The sequence below is a fragment of the uncultured Piscinibacter sp. genome, assembly GCF_937952055.1.
Classification (GTDB): domain Bacteria; phylum Pseudomonadota; class Gammaproteobacteria; order Burkholderiales; family Burkholderiaceae_C; genus Piscinibacter.
Window position 1 is genome coordinate 550,876 of sequence record NZ_CALFYO010000021.1, and the last position, 17,135, is coordinate 568,010.

Annotated in this window: 14 protein-coding genes and 2 pseudogenes; 4 read left to right on the forward strand and 12 right to left on the reverse strand. The window is 70.6% G+C overall.

The features are described 5' to 3' along the window. Positions 1-40: 40 nt before the first annotated feature. From Q0599_RS16875 to Q0599_RS16890, 4 genes are all read right to left on the reverse strand, one after another. Positions 41-892 carry an outer envelope protein gene (locus Q0599_RS16875; RefSeq protein ID WP_298831778.1) on the reverse strand — a complete coding sequence of 284 codons (852 nt, stop codon included), beginning with the start codon at positions 890-892 and terminating at the stop codon, positions 41-43. A gap of 84 nt (positions 893-976) precedes the next feature. Continuing rightward, the gene (locus tag Q0599_RS16880) at positions 977-2,278 is read right to left on the reverse strand and encodes an NCS2 family permease (protein WP_298831779.1); all 1,302 of its coding nucleotides are present in this window, start codon (positions 2,276-2,278) and stop codon (positions 977-979) included. Between the two features lie 72 nt (positions 2,279-2,350). Continuing rightward, entirely contained in the window at positions 2,351-3,658 is a 1,308-nt protein-coding gene (guaD, locus tag Q0599_RS16885; protein ID WP_298831781.1) for a guanine deaminase, read from the reverse strand. Beyond that, the gene (locus tag Q0599_RS16890; RefSeq protein WP_298831783.1) at positions 3,655-4,626 is read right to left on the reverse strand and encodes a LysR family transcriptional regulator; all 972 of its coding nucleotides are present in this window, start codon (positions 4,624-4,626) and stop codon (positions 3,655-3,657) included. The genes guaD and Q0599_RS16890 overlap by 4 nt, the downstream gene beginning before the upstream one ends. A 95-nt stretch (positions 4,627-4,721) precedes the next feature. Here Q0599_RS16890 and xdhA point away from each other — a divergent pair, with 95 nt between their 5' ends. From xdhA to xdhC, 3 genes are read left to right on the forward strand one after another with little or no spacing between them, the layout of a single operon-like run. Beyond that, positions 4,722-6,230, forward strand: a complete 1,509-nt coding sequence (gene xdhA, locus Q0599_RS16895) for a xanthine dehydrogenase small subunit (protein WP_298831785.1) — start codon at positions 4,722-4,724, stop codon at positions 6,228-6,230. Beyond that, the gene (xdhB, locus tag Q0599_RS16900; RefSeq protein ID WP_298831789.1) at positions 6,227-8,557 is read left to right on the forward strand and encodes a xanthine dehydrogenase molybdopterin binding subunit; all 2,331 of its coding nucleotides are present in this window, start codon (positions 6,227-6,229) and stop codon (positions 8,555-8,557) included. Before xdhA ends, xdhB begins: the two co-directional genes overlap by 4 nt. Position 8,558: 1 nt before the next feature. Continuing rightward, positions 8,559-9,425, forward strand: a complete 867-nt coding sequence (xdhC, locus tag Q0599_RS16905) for a xanthine dehydrogenase accessory protein XdhC (RefSeq protein WP_298831792.1) — start codon at positions 8,559-8,561, stop codon at positions 9,423-9,425. Here xdhC and Q0599_RS16910 read toward each other — a convergent pair. The 5 genes and pseudogenes from Q0599_RS16910 to Q0599_RS16930 form a co-directional block, all read right to left on the reverse strand. Beyond that, on the reverse strand, positions 9,371-10,147 hold the full coding sequence (locus tag Q0599_RS16910) for a Crp/Fnr family transcriptional regulator (protein ID WP_298831794.1): 777 nt from the start codon (positions 10,145-10,147) through the stop codon (positions 9,371-9,373). The genes xdhC and Q0599_RS16910 overlap by 55 nt on opposite strands. 126 nt (positions 10,148-10,273) lie before the next feature. Continuing rightward, positions 10,274-11,152, reverse strand: coding sequence for a 2-hydroxy-3-oxopropionate reductase (gene glxR / locus Q0599_RS16915; RefSeq protein WP_298831796.1), 879 nt, complete (start codon positions 11,150-11,152; stop codon positions 10,274-10,276). 14 nt (positions 11,153-11,166) lie between these two features. Next, the gene (locus tag Q0599_RS16920) at positions 11,167-11,928 is read right to left on the reverse strand and encodes an aldolase/citrate lyase family protein (protein ID WP_298831798.1); all 762 of its coding nucleotides are present in this window, start codon (positions 11,926-11,928) and stop codon (positions 11,167-11,169) included. A 10-nt stretch (positions 11,929-11,938) separates the two neighbouring features. Further along, positions 11,939-12,895, reverse strand: coding sequence for a 2-hydroxyacid dehydrogenase (locus Q0599_RS16925; RefSeq protein ID WP_298831801.1), 957 nt, complete (start codon positions 12,893-12,895; stop codon positions 11,939-11,941). Between the two features lie 8 nt (positions 12,896-12,903). Further along, positions 12,904-13,380: pseudogene (locus tag Q0599_RS16930) on the reverse strand (Bug family tripartite tricarboxylate transporter substrate binding protein); the annotation flags it as partial. Between Q0599_RS16930 and garD the strand changes: the two are divergent. Continuing rightward, a pseudogene (gene garD, locus Q0599_RS16935) lies at positions 13,364-13,696 on the forward strand (galactarate dehydratase); the annotation flags it as partial. The pseudogenes Q0599_RS16930 and garD overlap by 17 nt on opposite strands. A gap of 10 nt (positions 13,697-13,706) precedes the next feature. On the opposite strand, the gene Q0599_RS16940 reads toward garD, so the two are convergent. The 3 genes from Q0599_RS16940 to glxR (Q0599_RS16950) are packed head-to-tail and all read right to left on the reverse strand — an operon-like array spanning position 13,707 to position 17,128. Beyond that, positions 13,707-14,879, reverse strand: a complete 1,173-nt coding sequence (locus Q0599_RS16940; RefSeq protein WP_298831804.1) for a GGDEF domain-containing protein — start codon at positions 14,877-14,879, stop codon at positions 13,707-13,709. A 39-nt stretch (positions 14,880-14,918) separates the two neighbouring features. Further along, complete coding sequence (locus tag Q0599_RS16945; protein ID WP_298831807.1) at positions 14,919-16,220, reverse strand: glycerate kinase; 1,302 nt, start codon at positions 16,218-16,220, stop codon at positions 14,919-14,921. A gap of 8 nt (positions 16,221-16,228) precedes the next feature. Then, positions 16,229-17,128 (reverse strand): 2-hydroxy-3-oxopropionate reductase, encoded by a 900-nt coding sequence (gene glxR, locus Q0599_RS16950; protein ID WP_298831810.1) that lies wholly within the window; start codon positions 17,126-17,128, stop codon positions 16,229-16,231. Positions 17,129-17,135 lie beyond the last annotated feature (7 nt).

Here is a 17,135-nt window from a genome sequence, read left to right on the forward strand (position 1 = left end):
CCCGTGAGCGGGCCGCGCAACCGACATGGTGCCTCAGAGTTCAGAAGTGGTACTCGGCGCGCAGCATCGGCGTCTTGGCGAACGCGCCCTCGCCGGCCGGGCCTTCGTGGTCGTTGCCGAACTTGTTCTTCCAGTACTGGTACTCGAGGCCGACCTTGAACTTGCCCTTGCTGCCCCACAGTGCGCCCACGTCGTACATGATCTGCGCGTCGATGTTGGTCTCGGGCTTGGTGTTGCCGCCGAACTCGTTGTTGCCCTTGGACGCGATCCAGTTCAGGTAGCCCTCGAACGAGAACCCGGTGCTGCCGATCGGGATGCCCCAGGCCAGGTTCAGCATCGGGTGCGTCTTGTAGTCGTAGCGCGGCGTGCTCGTGTTGCTGAAGGTGTTGTAGGGCGCGTTGCTCTCCTTGAGCACCAGCAGGCTGACGTTCAGGAAGCCGGGCACGTCGACGAACAGCGTCGGGCCGAACACCCACATGCGCTTCTTCGAGTTGTAGCCGGCATCGGTCTTGGTGTTGGCGTCGAAGCCCAGCGTCAAGCCGGCGCCGCGGATCGGGCCGAACTTCATCGATGTGCCCGTCACCTTCTCCAGGTCCAGCGTATGGCGGTAGACGATGTAGACCTCGTGCGCGCCGTCGGTGGAGCCGGCGCCGGCCGGATCCTTGCTGTCCGACATCAGCAGGTCGACGTTGAAGAAATTGGTGCCGTAGGCGTAGCCGCTGACGTGGGTGAGGTTGACGATGTTCTTGCTGATGTCCTCGCTGTTGAACGGCTCGGCGAACTTGGTGCCGTAGCGGTACCCGATGGAGGTGTCGCTCCAGTCGGCCGCGGCCGCCGCGCCGGACAGCAGCGCCAGCGCGGCGCCGAGGGTGATGGGGGAGCGCTTGTTCATGATCGTGTCCTCGCAGTGAGTGGGGGGGATACCGGCGGCGCCAGTCCGCAAGTTCCGTGCCCTCTGTAACCAATGGTCGCGCTGCTAGTGGCCGCCGACGTAGACGAACTTGAACAGGAAGACCCCGGCGATCAGCCACACCATCGGATGCACCTCGCGGGCGCGCCCGGTGCATCCCTTCAGCACCGCGTAGGTGATGAAGCCGAAGGCCAGGCCGTTGGCAATCGAGTAGGTGAAGGGCATCGCCAGTGCACAGACCGCGGCCGGGATCACCTCGGTGCTCTCGTCCCAGTCGAGCTCGGTCAGCTCGCGCAGCATCAGGCAGGCCACGAAGAACAGCGCCGGCGCCGTGGCATAGGCCGGCACCGAGCCGGCCAGCGGCGAGATCGCCAGGCAGGCGAGGAACAGCACCGCCACCGTCAGCGCGGTCAGACCGGTGCGACCGCCGGCCTGCACGCCTGCGGCACTTTCGATGTACGCCGTGGTGCTGGACGTGCCCAGCAGCGACCCGGCGAAGATCGCGCCGCTGTCGGCCAGCAGCGCCTTGTTCATGCGGTCCATCTTGCCTTCCTTCAGCAGCCCGGCACGCTTGGCCACGCCCATCAGCGTGCCGGTGGCGTCGAACAGCTCGACGAGGAAGAACACCAGCACGACGTTCAGGATGCCGACCGAGAGCGCGCCGGAGATGTCGAGCTGCAGGAAGGTCGGTGCGATCGAGGGCGGCAGCGCGAACACGCCGCCGAAGCGGTTGCCGCCGAAGAAGAACGACAGCACGGTCACCGCCAGGATGCCCAACAGGATCGCGCCAGGCACCTTCAGCCGGTCCAGCACGACGATCAGGAAGAAGCCCAGCACCGCCAGCACGACGGTGGGCGAATGCAGGTCGCCCAGCGTCACATAGGTGGCGGGCGAGGGCGCGACGATGCCGGCGCTCTTCAGCGAGATGATCGCCAGGAACAGTCCGATGCCCACCGTGATCGCGCTGCGCAGCGTCGCCGGGATGCCGCGGATGATCAACTCGCGCAGCCGGAACAGCGTCACCGCGAGGAACAGGCAACCCGAGATGAACACCGCGCCGAGCGCCACCTGCCACGGGAAGCCCATGCCCTTGACGACCACGTACGCGAAGTAGGCGTTCAGTCCCATGCCCGGCGCCAGCGCGATCGGGTAGTTGGCGTACAGGCCCATGATCAGCGTGCCCAGCGCCGCGATCAGGCAGGTGGCGACGAACACCGCGTCGCGCGGCATGCCGGCGTCGGCCAGGATGCTCGGGTTGACGAAGACGATGTACGCCATCGTCAGGAAGGTGGTGACGCCGGCCACCAGTTCGGTGCGCACGGTCGTGCCGTGCTCTTCGAGCCGGAAGAGCTTCTCGAGTGCTTGCACGCTTGTCTCCTGTGCATCTGTGGTGAAGAGGGCGCCGTCTGCCGCGGCGCTCCGGGTCCGCCGCGCGGCGGCTCAGGGCACGCCGGTGGGGGGGCGGCGATAGCGCTCGACACCGGCCACGCGCGTCGAGACGAGATTCGTCCGGTCGGCCAGCGTGATCCAGGCGAACGCCTTCTCGTGCAGGCTGCGCACGACCGCCATGCGCCGCGCGCCGACCGGCTCGCTGGCCCAGTCCCAGACGCAGACGTCGGCCAGACGGCCGGGCTCGAGGCTGCCGATCTCGCCGTCCAGCCCCAGCGCGCGCGCTGCGCCGCGCGTCGCGACATACAGCCCTTTCCAGGCCGTCAGGCGCTCACCCGACAAGGCCTGGACCTTGTAGGCGTCGCGCAGCGTCGCAGTCATCGACAGGTCGGTGCCGCCGCCGACGTCGCTGGCCAGGCTGACCGCCGCGCCGCCGGCTTCGGCTTCGCGCCAGCCGAACAGCCCGCTGCCGAGGAACAGGTTGGACGAGGGGCTGTGCGCGATCTGCGCGCCGGCCTCGCGCAGCGCGGCGCGATCCTCGTCGTCCAGCCAAATGCCGTGCGCCAGCACGCTGCGCCGGTGCAGCAGGCCGGCACGCGCGTAGACGTCGAGGTAGCTGCGCGCCGCGGGGAACAGCTCGCGCACCCACTGCACCTCGGCGCGGTTCTCGGCGACGTGGGTCTGCATGTACAGCGTCGGGTCGGCCCGGCACAGCGCACCGGCCATCGCCAGCTGCTGTGGCGTGCTGGTCGGCGCGAAACGCACGGTCACGGCGTAGGCCAGGCGCGAGCGGCCGTGCCAGCGCGCGATCAGGTCCAGGCAGTCGCGCTCGGCGCCCGCCACGTCGTCGCGCAGGCCCTCGGGCGCATGACGGTCCATCAGCACCTTGCCGGCGATCAGGCGCATGCCGCGCTGCTCGGCCGCGTCGAACAGCCGCTCGGCCGACACCTTGTGCACCGTCGGAAAGACCACGGCCGCCGTCGTGCCGCGCGCCAGCAGCGCGTCGAGGAACACCTCGGCGCCCCGCTGCGCCACCGCCGCATCGGCGTAACGCCGCTCGGCCGGGAAGGTGTAGGTCTCGAGCCAGTCCAGCAACTCGGTGCCGTAGCTGCCGATCACGTCCAGCTGCGGGCTGTGCACGTGCGTGTCGATGAAGCCCGGCAGCAGCAGGCGGCCGGCGTGGTCCTCGCGCACCCAGTCGGGGCCCGGGTCCTCGGACTGCACCGCGACGATGCGGCCCTCCGCCACCAGCAGCCAGTGGTCGGGGCGAAAGCGCACCGCGGCGGACTCGGTCTCGCCCCAGGCGGGCTCGGCGCTGAAGTCGAGCAGGTCGCCGCGCAGGGCCAGGCGAGCCTTCACCGCGCCCGCCCCGGCAGGCCGTGGCCCGCCACGTTGCGTGCCACTTCGCGCACCTGCTCGCGCAGCCAGCGGTTCGCCGCCGAGGCATGCGTCAGCTCGTGCCAGAGCTGGTAGTAGGTGAGCGGCGGGAAGGCCACCGGGCAGCGCACGATGCGCACCGGCAGCGAATCGACGTAGCGCGAGCAGAACAGCCGCCCGGTGGTCAGCACCAGCAGGCTCTGCGCCACCATCAGCGGGAACAGACTGAAATGCGCGCTCTTCACCACCACGTCGCGCTGCAGGCCCAGCGAGGCGAGGTGCTCGTCGATTACGCCCGGCGTGTTGCCGTGCAGCGGCGTGGGGGCGACATGCTCGCACTCGAGGTAGCGTTCCGCCGACCAGGCGCGTGCGCTCATGCGGGCGGCCGGATGGCCCTCCGCCACCAGGCAGACGATCTCGTCGGACATGAGTCGCCCGAGATGCAGTTCCCCCGGCGGCTCCAGCCAGTTGCCGATCACCAGGTCGACCTGGCCCTGCGCCAGGCTGCGCCGGTAGTCGAAGGCACCCGACAACGGCAGCAACTCGAGGCGCGCCGACGGTGCCATGCGCTTCAGGTGCGCCACCAGCTCGGGCAGGAAGAGCGGATCGAGGTAGTCGCTGGCGGCGATGCGGAAGGTCAGCGCGGTCTCGGCCGGCTCGAAGCCACGGGCGCGGGCACGCGGGCTGAAGAGCCGGTCGGCATCCTGCAGCAGCCGACTGGCCGGGTCCAGGAGTTGCAAGGCCGTCTCGGTGGGCGTCATGCCGTTGCCGGCGCGCACCAGCAGCGGATCGCCGGTGAGCGCACGCAGCCGCTTGAGCTGGGCACTCACCGCCGGCTGCGTGCTGCGCAGGCGCATGGCGGCACGGGAAACGCTGCGTTCGGTGATCAAGGTCTGCAACACCCGGATGAGATGAAGCTCGATCTTGTCGAAATCGCCGCGCTCTGCCATATCGCCACGATGATAGGTGCTATCAAGCTCGCCGTATCCACATCTCGCCGGATCGGCGTACCTTCCCGCTGAAGCAACGATCTCGCATCCACGACATGTCCAGCCGTCCCATCCGCTTCTACCACCGAGGCCAGGTCGTCGAGGTCGGCGACGCCGCGCCGACCAAGAGCGTGCTCGACTGGCTGCGCGAGGATGCACGCTGCACCGGCACCAAGGAAGGCTGCAACGAGGGCGACTGCGGCGCCTGCACGGTGGTGATCGGCACGCTGGCCGCGCCGGGCGACGCCGACGCGGTGCGCGGCCTGAAGCTGCAGACTGCCAACGCGTGCCTCCAGTTCCTGCCCACGCTGGACGGCAAGGCGCTGTTCAGCGTCGAGGATCTGAAGGCCATCGCCGCGCCGGGCGAACTGCATCCGGTGCAGCAGGCGATGGTCGAGTGCCACGGCTCGCAGTGCGGCTTCTGCACGCCGGGTTTCGTGATGAGCCTGTGGTCCAGCTACGAACGCCACGTCACGGCGCTCGCCACGCCGACACGCCAGGCGCTGGCCGACGAGCTCTCCGGCAACCTCTGTCGCTGCACCGGCTACCGGCCCATCCTCGCCGCCGGCGAGCGCATGTTCGAACTGCCCGCGGCGAAGCTCGACACCGCGCCGGTGCTGGCCGCGCTGCAGCGGCTGGCCTCGGACGAGACCTTCGAGTACGGCGGACGCTTCTTCGCGCCGAAGACCCCGGACGCACTGGCCACGCTGCGCGAGGCCAGGCCCGAGGCGCGGCTGCTCGCCGGCTGCACCGACGTGGGGCTGTGGGTGACCAAGCAGTTCCGCGAACTCGGCGAGATCCTCTACCTCGGCGACGTGAAGGCGCTGCAGGCCATCGAAGATCGCGACGGCGGCCTGTGGATCGGCGCCGGCGCATCGCTGGAGGACGCCTGGCGCGCGCTCGCGACGCGCTGGCCGTCGCTCACCGACGTCTGGCTGCGCTTCGCCTCGCCGCCGATCCGTCGCGCCGGCACGATGGGCGGCAACGTGGCCAACGGCTCGCCGATCGGCGACAGCGCGCCCGTGTTGATGGCGCTCGATGCACAGATCGAGCTGCGCCAGGGGCTTCACATCCGCCGCATGCCCCTGCCCGACTTCTACGTCGACTACATGAAGAACCGCCTGGAACCTGGCGAGTTCGTGCACGCGCTCGTGGTCCCCGGCCTGCCGCAAGACCGCCAGGTGCGCGCCTACAAGATCAGCAAGCGATTCGACTGCGACATCTCGGCGCTGTGCGCAGGCTTCGCGGTGGAGCTCGACGCGGACCGCGTGCGCGCGGTGCGCCTGGCCTTCGGCGGCATGGCGGCGGTGGTCAAGCGTGCGGCGAAGGCCGAGGCCGCCCTGCTCGGCCGGCCGTGGACGCAGGACAGCGTCGCCGCCGCGCAGGCCGCGCTGGCCGAGGACTTCGCGCCGCTGAGCGACATGCGCGCCAGCGCCGCCTACCGGGCGCAGGTGGCGGCGAACCTGCTGCAGCGCTTCTGGCTGGAGACGCGCCGCGCCGACCCGCTGCCGGCGAGCGCCACCAGCGTGTTCGCGTCGATGGCGCACGAGGAGGGCCCGAGATGAACAAGCCGATCGCCCCGACGCACCTCGCCCCTGCCGCTGCCCAGGTCGGCGTGAGCCGGCCGCACGAGTCGGCGCACCTTCACGTGGCCGGCGAGGCCGCCTACATCGACGACCTGCCGGAACTCGCCGGCACCCTGCACGCCGCGCTGGGCCTCTCGCCGGTGGCGCATGGCCGGCTCAAGGGCATGGACCTCGACAGGCTGCGCGCCCTGCCCGGCGTGGTGGCGGTGCTGAGCGCCGCCGACATTCCGGGCAGCAACGACTGCGGCTCGATCATCCACGACGAGCCGATCCTGGCCGACGGCGAACTGCGCTACCTCGGCCAGCCGGTGTTCGCGGTGATCGCGACGACGCGCGATGCGGCGCGACGCGCGGCGGCGCGCGCGAAGGACGTGCTGCAGATCGAGCCGCTGCCGCCGGTGCTGTCGCACCGGGAAGCGCATGCGCAGGGCCAGTACGTGCTGCCGCCGATGCACCTGGCGCGCGGCGAGGCCCGTGCCGCCATCGCGCGCGCGCCGCGCACGCTGAAGGGCAGCTTCGACGTCGGCGGCCAGGAGCAGTTCTATCTCGAAGGCCAGATCAGCTACGCCATTCCGCGCGAGCACGACGGCATGCTGGTGCACTGCTCGACGCAGCACCCGAGCGAGATGCAGCACCTCGTCGCCCATGCGCTGAGGCTGCGTGCGCACCACGTGCAGGTCGAGTGCCGCCGCATGGGCGGCGGCTTCGGCGGCAAGGAGTCGCAGTCGGCGCTGTTCGCGTGCGTCGCCGCGGTGGCGGCGAGAAGGCTGAACCGCCCTGTCAAGCTGCGCCTGGACCGCGACGACGACTTCCTCATCACCGGCCGGCGCCACTGCTTCTGGTACGAGTACGAGGTCGGCTACGACGACGAGGGCCGCGTGCTCGGGGCCGAGGTGACGATGGTCTCCCGCGCCGGCCATTCGGCGGACCTGTCGGGCCCGGTGATGACGCGCGCGCTGTGCCACTTCGACAACGCCTACTGGTTGGGCGACGTGGCGATGCACGGCTTCGCCGCCAGGACGAACACGCAGAGCAACACCGCCTTCCGCGGCTTCGGCGGTCCGCAGGGCGCGATCGCGATCGAGAACATCCTCGACTCGATCGCCCGCGCACTGGGCAAGGACCCGCTGGACGTGCGCCGGCTCAACTTCTACGGCCAGGGGCAATCGACGCCCTACGGACAAGCGGTGCAGGACAACGTCATCCACGAGCTCGTCGCGGAGCTGGAGCGGACGAGCGACTACCGAGCGCGCCGCCAGGCCATCGCCGCGTTCAACGCGGACAGCCCGCTGCTCAAGCGCGGCCTCGCGCTGACGCCGGTGAAGTTCGGCATCTCGTTCAACGTCAAGCACTTCAACCAGGCGGGCGCGCTGGTGCACGTCTACAACGACGGCTCCATCCTGGTGAACCACGGTGGCACCGAGATGGGCCAGGGCCTGAACACCAAGGTGGCGCAGGTGGTGGCACAGGAACTGGGCGTGGCCTTCGAGAGCGTGCGTGTCACCGCCACCGACACGCAGAAGGTGGCCAACACCTCGGCCACCGCCGCCTCCACCGGCAGCGACCTCAACGGCAAGGCGGCACAGGACGCGGCGCGGCAGGTCCGCGAGCGGCTCGCCGCCTGCGCCGCGGCCCACCACGGCGGCGAGCCGGGCGCGGTGCGCTTCGCCGACGGCAAGGTGCAGGTCAACGGCCGCACCCTTCCCTTCTCGGCACTGGTGGCGCAGGCCTACCAGGACCGCGTTCAGCTCTGGTCCGACGGCTTCTACGCCACGCCCGGGCTGAGCTGGGACCGCGAGACGCTCCAGGGCCGGCCCTTCTACTACTTCGCCTACGGCGCCGCGGTCAGCGAGGTGGTCGTCGACACCCTGACCGGCGAGTGGAAGCTGCTGCGCGCCGACGTGCTGCACGACGTCGGCCGCTCGCTCAACCCGGCGATCGACATCGGCCAGGTCGAGGGCGCCTTCATCCAGGGCATGGGCTGGCTGACGATGGAGGAACTGGTCTGGCACGCGCAGACGGGCAAGCTGCTGACGCACGCGCCGAGCACCTACAAGATCCCGACTGCCAACGACTGTCCGGCAGACTTCCGCGTGCGCCTGTTCGAGAACGCCAACGCCGAGGACAGCATCCACCGCAGCAAGGCGGTGGGCGAACCGCCGCTGCTGCTGCCGTTCTCGGTCTTCTATGCCATCCGCGACGCCGTCTCCGCGGTGGGCGGGCACCGCGTCGACCCGCCGCTGTCGGCACCGGCGACCGGCGAATCCATCCTGCGCGCGATCACCGCCGTGCGGCAGGCCGACTGAGATGGCGGACCTGCGCGACACCGCAGCGGCCTGGCTGTCCGCCGCCACCCCGGCCATCGTCGTCGAGGTCACCGAAGCACTCGGCTCGGCGCCGCGCGAGGCCGGCACGCGCATGCTGGTCGGCGCGAGCCGCTGCGAGGGCACGATCGGCGGCGGCCACCTGGAGCTGAAGGCGATCGAGCAGGCCCGCCGCATGCTGGCCGGCGGCGGCGGCGACGCCGCGCCGCAAGGCGCGCGCTACCCGCTCGGCCCGGCACTCGGCCAGTGCTGCGGCGGAGCGGTGACGCTCTCCTTCGCGCGGCTCGATGCGCAGGGGCTCGCCACCTGGCCGCCGGCCGCCCCGCGCTTCCACCTGCAGCTCTACGGCGCCGGGCATGTCGGTCGTGCGATCGTGCGTGCGCTCGCGCCGCTGCACGTGCGTGTCGACTGGATCGACGAGCGTGACGAGGAGTTCCCGCCCGACGCGGTGCTGCCGGCGCACACGCGCAAGGTCTGCGTCGACGCGATCGAGTCCGAGGTGACGCAGGCGCCGCGTGGCGCCTTCTACCTGGTGCTGACGCACCGCCATGACCTGGACCTGCGCATCGGCGTGGCGATCCTGCGCCGCGGCGATTTCGGCTTCTTCGGCCTGATCGGCTCCGCGACGAAGCGCGCGCGATTCATCCATCGATTCGAGGCCATGGGCATCCCGCCGGCGGCGATCGCCCGCATGACCTGCCCGATCGGCGTGAACGGCATCTCGGGCAAGGAGCCCGAGGTCATCGCCGCCGCGGTGGCGGCGCAGCTACTGCAGGCGAGCCGCTGCGCCGAGGCTCAGTCGCCGGCGAGTGCGCGCAGCGCCGCGACGTCGAGCACCTTGACGGTGTAGCCGGCCACGTAGATCAGCCCCTTGCGGCTGAGCTGGCGCAGCAGCCGCGACAGCGTCTCCGGCGTGATGGCGAGTTGCGAGGCAATGTCGCGCTTGCGCTCGTTGAGCGACACCGTGATGGTCCCGTCGCTGGCCGTCTCGCTGGCGCAGCGCTGCAGCAGCCACGCCGCAAAGCGGCCCTCCGCGTCCTTGTGCATCAGGTCGTGCGTCGCCAGCGTGAGCGACTGCACCTGCTGCGCCAGGGTCAGCACCATGCGCCGGCCCAGCTCCGGATAGCGCTGCATCAGCATCTGCAGATCGGCACGCTGCAGCGTCACCAGCTGCACGTCGGACAGCGCCACGGCGTCCTGGGCCGGGTTGCTGCCCAGCCAGGCGCTGCTGGCGTCCAGCCAGCCCGGGCCCTGCACGCTGCGTTCGGGATGGAACGCGCCGTCGGCGGAGGCACTGCCCAGCGCCGCGTCGCCACGCGCCAGCAGGCACAGTTCCCGCGACGGCTCACGGGCCGAGACGAGCAGGCTGCCGGCCGGCAGCTCACGCGTCTGCGCGATCTCCTGCAACGCCGCGACGATCTCGGCCGGCAGCGCCTGCGGGCCGAGCACCGCCGACCAGAAGGCGGCGCCACCCGCCGCAGGAGCCGGGTTCGCGCCCGGCACGACACGACGCGGCCGCAACACGCGGACGGGCCGCGCGTTCATGCCGCTGGTGGTGATGTGGGTGTCCAAGCCATGTCCCCGGATGTGGTTCTCGATGAACCGCAATGTGTCCGAGCCCCTTGACGACCGTCTTGCGGTGGATCAAAAGGCCTCCGGGGCCCGGGCGTCCGATCCAGCGGACTTGAGCCACCTCAGTCAGGCCAGTTCGTGCCCCGCGAGCAGCTCGAGCGCCCTGACCAGCGCCGAATGGTCGAGCTCCTGCAGGCCGTGGGCGGCGCAGGCCTGCATCAGCTGCGCCGCCTGCGCCGTGCCCGGCAGGGCCACCCCCAGCGCCTTCGCCCCCTGCAGCGCCAGGTTCAGGTCCTTCTGGTGCAGCCCGATGCGGAACCCCGGATTGAAGGTCCTCTTGATCATCCGCTCGCCGTGCACCTCCAGGATGCGGCTGGCCGCAAACCCGCCCATCAGCGCCTGCCTGACCTTGCCCGGGTCCGCCCCCGCCTTGCTCGCGAACACCAGCGCCTCGCCCACCGCCGCAATGTTCAGCGCCACGATGATCTGGTTGGCCACCTTCGTCGTCTGACCGTCGCCGTTGCCGCCCACCCTCGTGATGTTCTTGCCCATCAGCTCGAACAGCGGCAGCACCCGCTCGAACGCCGCCTCGGGGCCGCCCACCATGATGGTCAGGCTCGCCGCCTTGGCGCCCACTTCGCCGCCGGACACCGGCGCGTCCAGGTAGTCGCAGCCCAGCTCGTTGATGCGCCTGGCAAAGGCCTTCGTCTCGATCGGCGAGATCGAGCTCATGTCCACCACCGTCTTGCCCTTGCTCAGCCCCGCCGCCACCCCCTGCTCGCCGAACAGCACCTTCTCCACGTCCGGCGTGTCCGGAACCATCGTGAAAATCACGTCGGCGCGCTCGGCCACGCCGCGCGGGCTGGTGCACTGCGTCGCGCTGCTGGCGGCGATCTCCGCATGCACCTTGCTGCGCGTGTAGACGAAGAGCTGGTGGCCGGCCTTGATGAGGTGCATCGCCATCGGCGCGCCCATGATGCCCAGGCCGATGAATCCGATCTTCATGGCAGTGTCCTCGTTCAGCGCTGGCGCATTTCGGCCAGCAGTTGTTGGCTTCCGGCCGCGAGCAGCCGGGCGTCGGAGCTCACCGTGACGAAGCGGAAGCCCTTGGCCACGCGCGCCCGGGCCACGTCGGGCCGGCCGTTGTGGATGCCGGCCTTCACGCCATGCGCCTGCGCGTGCGCCAGGATGTGCTCGATGGCCTGCGCCACCTTCGGCTCGACGTCGTCGAAGGTCGGCTTGCAGCCCAGCGCCAGCGACAGGTCCGACGGCCCAATGTAGATCGCGTCCAGCCCTTCCACCGACAGGATGGCGTCGAGGTTGTCCAGCGCCTGCGCCGTCTCGATCATCGCGAAGCGCACGATGGTGTCGTTCGCCTTCGTCGGGTAGTCGGCACCACCGTAGAGCAGCGCGCGCACCGGGCCGAAGCTGCGTGTGCCCTTCGGTGCGTAGCTGGTGCAGGCGACGAAGCGCTGCGCCTCCTCGCGGGTGTTGACCATCGGGCAGATCACACCGTAGGCCCCGGCGTCCAGCGTCTTCATGAGGATGCCGGGCTCCAGCCAGGGCACGCGCACGATCGGCACGGTGGCGGTGGTCGAGATGGCCTGCAGCATCGTGACCATGGCCTGGTAGTCGACCACGCCGTGCTGCAGGTCGATGGTCAACGTGTCCCAGCCCTGGTGGGCCATGGTCTCGGCGGAGAAGCTGTTGGCGATGGCCAGCCAGCCGTTCACGGCGGCCTGGTCGTTCGCCCACAGGGCGCGCAGTCGGTTCTCTCTCATCGGGTGTCCTTCAGGGAAGCGGGGCGGGCGAGACCATGCGGCCGTCGCGGAAGAAGCCTTGCAGGTTGTCGAACACGCGGTCGGCCATGGCCTGGCGCGTCTCCTCGGTACCGCTGGCGATGTGCGGCAGCAGCACCGTGTTGTCGAGCTCGAACAGCGCGCGCGGCACGTTCGGTTCGTTCTCGAACACGTCCAGCGCGGCGCCGGCGATGCGTCCGTCCTGCAGGGCGCGCACCAGCGCCGCCTCGTCGATCACCGAACCGCGCGCCACGTTGACGAGGAAACCGCGTGGCCCCAGCGCCTCGAGCACGGCGGCATTGATCAGGTGCCTGGTGGCGGCGCCGCCTGCGGTGATGACGACGAGGTAGTCGCACCAGCTTGCCAGCTCGACCAGCGAGGGCTCGTGCGGCCAGGCCACGCCCTCGACCGGCCGGCGGCTGTGGTAACGGATGTCCATCTCGAAGCCGGCGGCGCGCCTGGCGATCGTCTGCCCGATGCGGCCCAGGCCGACGATGCCCAGCTTCGCGCCGCTGACCTTGCGCGCCAGCGGAAAGCTTTTCGCCCCCGGCGTGGTCCAGCCGCCGCGGCGCACGAAGCGATCCGCCTCGCTGACGCGCCGGCCGATGTCGAGCATCAGCGCCATCGCGAGGTCGGCCACGCAGTCGTTCAGCACGTCCGGCGTGTAGCCCACCGCGATGCCACGCGCCTTGGCGGCGGCGAGGTCGAGCTTGTCCAGGCCGACACCGAAGCTGGAGACGACGCGCAGCTTCGTCAGCCTGTCCAGCATGTCGGCCGTGTAGCCGACGCCCGCCGAGGTGACGAAGCCCTCGAACTCGCCGCCGCGCGCGGCGAGGAAGGCGGCCGGGTCGGCCTGCTCGGCGAGCAGCACGGTGTCGAACTCGGCGGCCAGGCGCGCCTCGAGCGAGGGCAGCAGCCGGCCCGCCTGCAGGATGCGATGTTTCTTCACGGCCTTTCTCAGTCGATCTTCACGCCGCCTTGCGCGACGACGGCCGCCCAATTCTTGCGCTCGCGCTCGAAGAAGGTGGCGAATTCGGGGGGCGTCATCGTGTGGACCTCGGCACCTTGCGACACCAGTCGCTCGCGCACTTCGGGCGTGCGAATGATGCGGGTCAGCTCGGCCGCGAGGCGGCTCACCACCGCCGGTGGCGTCGCAGCCGGCACCAGCACGCCCTGCCAGGTGCCCGATTCGAAGCCCCTCACGCCCTGCTCGGCGATGGTCGGCACCTGGGCCAGCAGCGGCACGCGCGTGGCCTTGGAGACGCCCAGCACCTTCAGCTTGCCCGACTGCACGTGCGGCAGCGTGGCCAGCATGCCGTTTATCAGCACATGCGTCTGCCCCGCGACGGTGTCACCGATCGCCTGTCCGCCACCCTTGTAGGGGATGTAGGTCCACTCTGCCTGGGTCGCCTTTTCCACCGCCACGCCGGCCATCGACTTCGTCTGCGGAACATTGCAGCTCGCCGCCGGCATGAACCTGCACATCTTCACCACGGGGCGCGGCACCCCCTACGGCCTGGCCGAATGCCCGGTGCTCAAGGTGGCCACGCGCAGCGATCTGGCACGGCACTGGCACGACCTGATGGACCTCGACGCCGGCCGCATCGCCAGCGGCGAGAAGAGCATCGAGGACGTCGGCTGGGAACTGTTCCACCGCCTGCTGGCGGTGGCCAGCGGCGAGCGCACCTGGGCCGAGCGGCACCGGCTGCACAACGCGCTGGTGCTGTTCAATCCGGCGCCGGTGACGTGAACGTACCCTCTCAGTGCACGTCCGCCTCCAGTGCGCTCGCCGCCACGACGCGGTCGCGGCCCGCCGCCTTGGCGGCATAGAGCGCACGGTCGGCCTCCGCCCAGCAGCGCTCCCAGGCGGACCGATCGGGGCAGCGGTGCGAGATGCCGATGCTGACCGTGCAGCGCATCGGCGACCTTGCGCCCGGCACCCGGATGTCGAGCTTGCGAACGCCCACGAGCAGCCGCTCGGCCAGTGCCCGCACCACGCCGTCGTCGGCGGCCACGCAGCCGACGAGGAACTCCTCGCCGCCCACGCGCGCGATGAAGTCGCTGGCCCGCACGTTGGCCGACAGCGACGCCGCGACCTCGCGCAGCACGTGGTCGCCGGCGGCATGGCCGAGGCTGTCGTTGATGCGCTTGAAGTGGTCGATGTCGACCTGCAGCAGTGTCACGGGCCTGGACTCGCGCGCAGCGAAATGGCGCGTCACCACCTCGTCCAGCCCGTTGCGGTTGAGCAGCCGCGTCAGGGCATCGCGCGAGGCCAGTTCCGCGAGTTGCGCATTCAGGCGCACGAACACCATCCACACCAGGATGAGGCCGAGCATCACCGCCGCGAGCGAAGCGTAGCCGTAGTAGATCTGCGCGAACAGGCCGTCGTAGAGCATCTCGGGGCCGAACCCGACGACCGACAGTCCGCGCGCCACCGTCAGTGCGGCAAGCACGCCCATCACCAGGGTCAGCACGCGCAGCGGCGGACCGAGGGCCGGATGCTGGCGCGAGCGTGAGCGCATCGACTCGCCGGCCAGCGTGCCGTAGATCAGGCCCAGACCGACGTTGAGCAGCGCGTGCCGGCCGACCGGGCCCCAGTGCCACACCGCCAGGCCGTGCAGCGCGGCGAAGCCGAGCAGCAGGCCCGCCAGCAAGGGCCAGCGCCCGGGCGCGCGGCCGAGGAACTGGCGCAGGCCGGAGACGAACAGCAGCGCGGCCATCACCATCGCCGTGTCGAGCGGCAGCGCCCACGCGTCGGGCAGGTGCCGCGCCGATGCCAGCCGCCCCAGGTAGGCCAGGCCGAACAGCACCGCACCGACGGCCCAGCGGTTCACGCCGCTGCGCGGCGGCATGCCACGACCCATGAGCCAATACAAGCCGCCCGAGCAGATCAGGTGGATCGCGAGGATGATGATGACGGTGCGGGGATCCATGGCGCTGCGCTGCGGCCGCGCCATTATCCGGGCAGGCCGTCAAGCGATCAGCAACGCACGGAAGTCATTCACGTTGGTGAACGTGGGGCCGGGCACCACCAGGTCGCCCAGCGGTGCGAAGAAGCCGTAGGCATTGTTCGCATCGAGGTATTCCTGCGCCTTCATGCCCTGCGCCGCGGCGCGCGCGATCGTGTCGGGCGTGACGATGGCGCCGGCGTTGTCTTCCACGCCGTCGATGCCGTCGGTGTCCGCGGCGAGCACGTGCACGCCGCGCTCGCCCTGCAGCGCGATCGCGCAGCCGAGCAGGAACTCCGTGGCGCGGCCTCCGCGGCCGCCCTTGGACTTGACCGTCACGGTGGTCTCGCCGCCGCTGAGGATCACGCAAGGCCTGGCGAACGGCGTGTTGCTGCGCGACACCGAGCGGGCCAGCGCAGCATGCACCTTGCCGACCTCGCGCGACTCGCCTTCCATCTCGTCGCTGAGGATGTGGGCGGCGAGGCCGGCGGCACGCGCGACCGCCGCCGCAGCCTCCAGGCTCTGCCGCGGCGTGGCGATCATGTGCACTTCATGGCCGGCGAAACGCGCATCGCCCGGCTTGGGCGACTCGAAGGAGCCACTTTCCAGCCCGGCGCGCGCGGCGGGCGGGATCTCGATCGCGTAGCGGTTCAGGATCGCCAGCGCGTCGGCGCAGGTCGTGGTGTCGGGCACCGTGGGGCCGCTGGCGATCACCTCCGGTGCATCGCCGGGCACGTCGCTGATCAGCAGCGTGACCACGCGCGCCGGCGCGCAGTTCGTGGCCAGGCGCCCGCCCTTGATCGCCGAGAGGTGCTTGCGCACGCAGTTCATCTCGTCGATCGCCGCGCCGCTCTTCAGCAGCGCCTTGTTGATCGCCTGCTTCTGCTCCAGCGTGATGCCGGGGGCGGGCAGCGACAGCAGCGCCGAGCCACCGCCCGAGATCAGGCACAGCACCAGGTCGTCGGCCGTCAGCCCCTGCGCCAGCTCGGCGATGCGCTGCGCGGCCCGCCGGCCGGCCTCGTCGGGCACCGGGTGCGCGGCCTCCACGACCTCGATGCGACCGGGTCTGGCCTTGTAGGCCGGCGGCACGTGCTCGTAGCGCGTCACGACCAGGCCCGACAGCGGCGCGCCCTGCGGCCACAGCGCGTCCACCGCCGCGGCCATCGCCCCACCGGCCTTGCCGGCACCGATGACCACGGTGCGCCCCTTGGGCGGCGGCGGCAGCCAGGCGGCGGTGTTCTCGGCCGGCAGCGCACGGGCCACCGCAGCGTCGTAGAGGGCGCGAAGGAAACCTCGCGGGTCTTCGTGGGGATGCGGTGCGCTCATGCGCCGGATTATCCGGCCGCGACTTCGTGTTTCGCGAGGATCTCCAGCGCCCTGACCAGCGCCGAATGGTCGAGCTCCTGCAGGCCGTGGGCGGCGCAGGCCTGCATCAGCTGCGCCGCCTGCGCCGTGCCCGGCAGGGCCACCCCCAGCGCCTTCGCCCCCTGCAGCGCCAGGTTCAGGTCCTTCTGGTGCAGCCCGATGCGGAACCCCGGATTGAAGGTCCTCTTGATCATCCGCTCGCCGTGCACCTCCAGGATGCGGCTGGCCGCAAACCCGCCCATCAGCGCCTGCCTGACCTTGCCCGGGTCCGCCCCCGCCTTGCTCGCGAACACCAGCGCCTCGCCCACCGCCGCAATGTTCAGCGCCACGATGATCTGGTTGGCCACCTTCGTCGTCTGACCGTCGCCGTTGCCGCCCACCCTCGTGATGTTCTTGCCCATCAGCTCGAACAGCGGCAGCACCCGCTCGAACGCCGCCTCGGGGCCGCCCACCATGATGGTCAGGCTCGCCGCCTTGGCGCCCACTTCGCCGCCGGACACCGGCGCGTCCAGGTAGTCGCAGCCCAGCTCGTTGATGCGCCTGGCAAAGGCCTTCGTCTCGATCGGCGAGATCGAGCTCATGTCCACCACCGTCTTGCCCTTGCTCAGCCCCGCCGCCACCCCCTGCTCGCCGAACAGCACCTTCTCCACGTCCGGCGTGTCCGGAACCATCGTGAAAATCACGTCGGCGCGCTCGGCCACGCCGCGCGGGCTGGTGCACTGCGTCGCGCTGCTGGCGGCGATCTCCGCATGCACCTTGCTGCGCGTGTAGACGAAGAGCTGGTGGCCGGCCTTGATGAGGTGCATCGCCATCGGCGCGCCCATGATGCCCAGGCCGATGAATCCGATCTTCTGCGGGGAGGAGGTCATGTCGTTC